At 46.6% G+C, this 1,150-nt stretch carries 1 protein-coding gene; it reads right to left on the bottom strand.

Annotated elements, in window-relative coordinates; translation table 11 throughout:
* A partial coding sequence (locus JWH17_RS23205; RefSeq protein WP_205225080.1) for an IS4 family transposase occupies nucleotides 1-1,010 on the bottom strand: 1,010 nt, incomplete at its 3' end.
* Nucleotides 1,011-1,150: the final 140 nt, after the last annotated feature.

Here is a 1,150-nt window from a genome sequence, read left to right as displayed (position 1 = left end):
TCGATATCCCAGCGTTTACCGTAGATTCTGATGATCTCTTCATCGGACAAGTCAATTTTAGTCGACATCACTGCCAGCCACTTACGGCTGTGCCTATGACGGACGAACACAATTTTTACCGCTTGCTCATGTTTGGTCTGCACCACAACACTGGCAAGAACCTTTGCTCTGCCCGGACGCTTCTTGAGTTGAGAATAGAGCCCTCCAAGTGTCAGCCATTTGCCTTTGTAACTATAGAAGACCTTGGGCATGTTCTTCGCCATACAGATTACAGGCAAATGCTTTCCAAGCACTGCGAGCAAGGCAGGGAAACAAAACCAACTATCCATCAGGAGGTAATCGGCGCGTATACCTTTGGCCAGGACCCTTTTGACCATCAGTTCCAGGTGCTCTGTGGACTTGGTTACAGCCTCCTGGCGGCGTTTGTACCCACAGCATCTTTTGTCGACCTCCTTGCAAATGCCCTGAACTCGTTTCTTCGCTTGGGTCGAAGCACACAGCACAAAATCCATGGGCAGGAAACTGGTTCCATCAGACCAGCCCAAAGTCAGCAATCTAAAACCCTTGAGGTGTCGTCTGCTGTTATGGTCGAAAATCCAGGACAGCAATTCAACCTTCTTGGATCGGGAGCGGTCGTAAGTGCTGTCATCAAAAATCAAAACTTTCTCACGCTGTTCACTGGTCAATACGTCGAAAAAACGGGCAACCACCGCACTCAATCCCAACATGAATTTACGCCAGTTATATCTTGGATTCTCAAGAAAGGCGTAAGCCGCATCCTTCTTGAACCCAAGCGTTGGGTTATTGACGATCCCCCTGGAAAAATTAACCCCATTGAACGGCAACAGGAAAATTGCGGTGAAGACTTCCAGAGGGCTTGCACCTCTGAGCTTTTTAATGCCGCACTTGTTCAGCAATGTGCCAATAGTGAAATCACTGACGAATTGAGCGGTTGTGTTGTGCAGTTGTCTTGCCTGTTGCTGCTCCGAGTATTGTTTGGTATTATGCATTTGAGCCTTTTCTCCCTGTTTTTATATTATTTTTTGGCAAAAACAATATATCAGAGAGTAAAAGGCTTTTCTCGTTAATTATGCGTTTTTATTAAAAAAGTGAGGGGCTTTGGTTGCCCTAGCCAACCCCGAAACTTGAG

The sequence above is a fragment of the Desulfogranum marinum genome (genome assembly GCF_016918565.1).
GTDB lineage: Bacteria > Desulfobacterota > Desulfobulbia > Desulfobulbales > Desulfobulbaceae > Desulfogranum > Desulfogranum marinum.
This window is presented reverse-complemented; position numbering and strand designations above follow the sequence as displayed.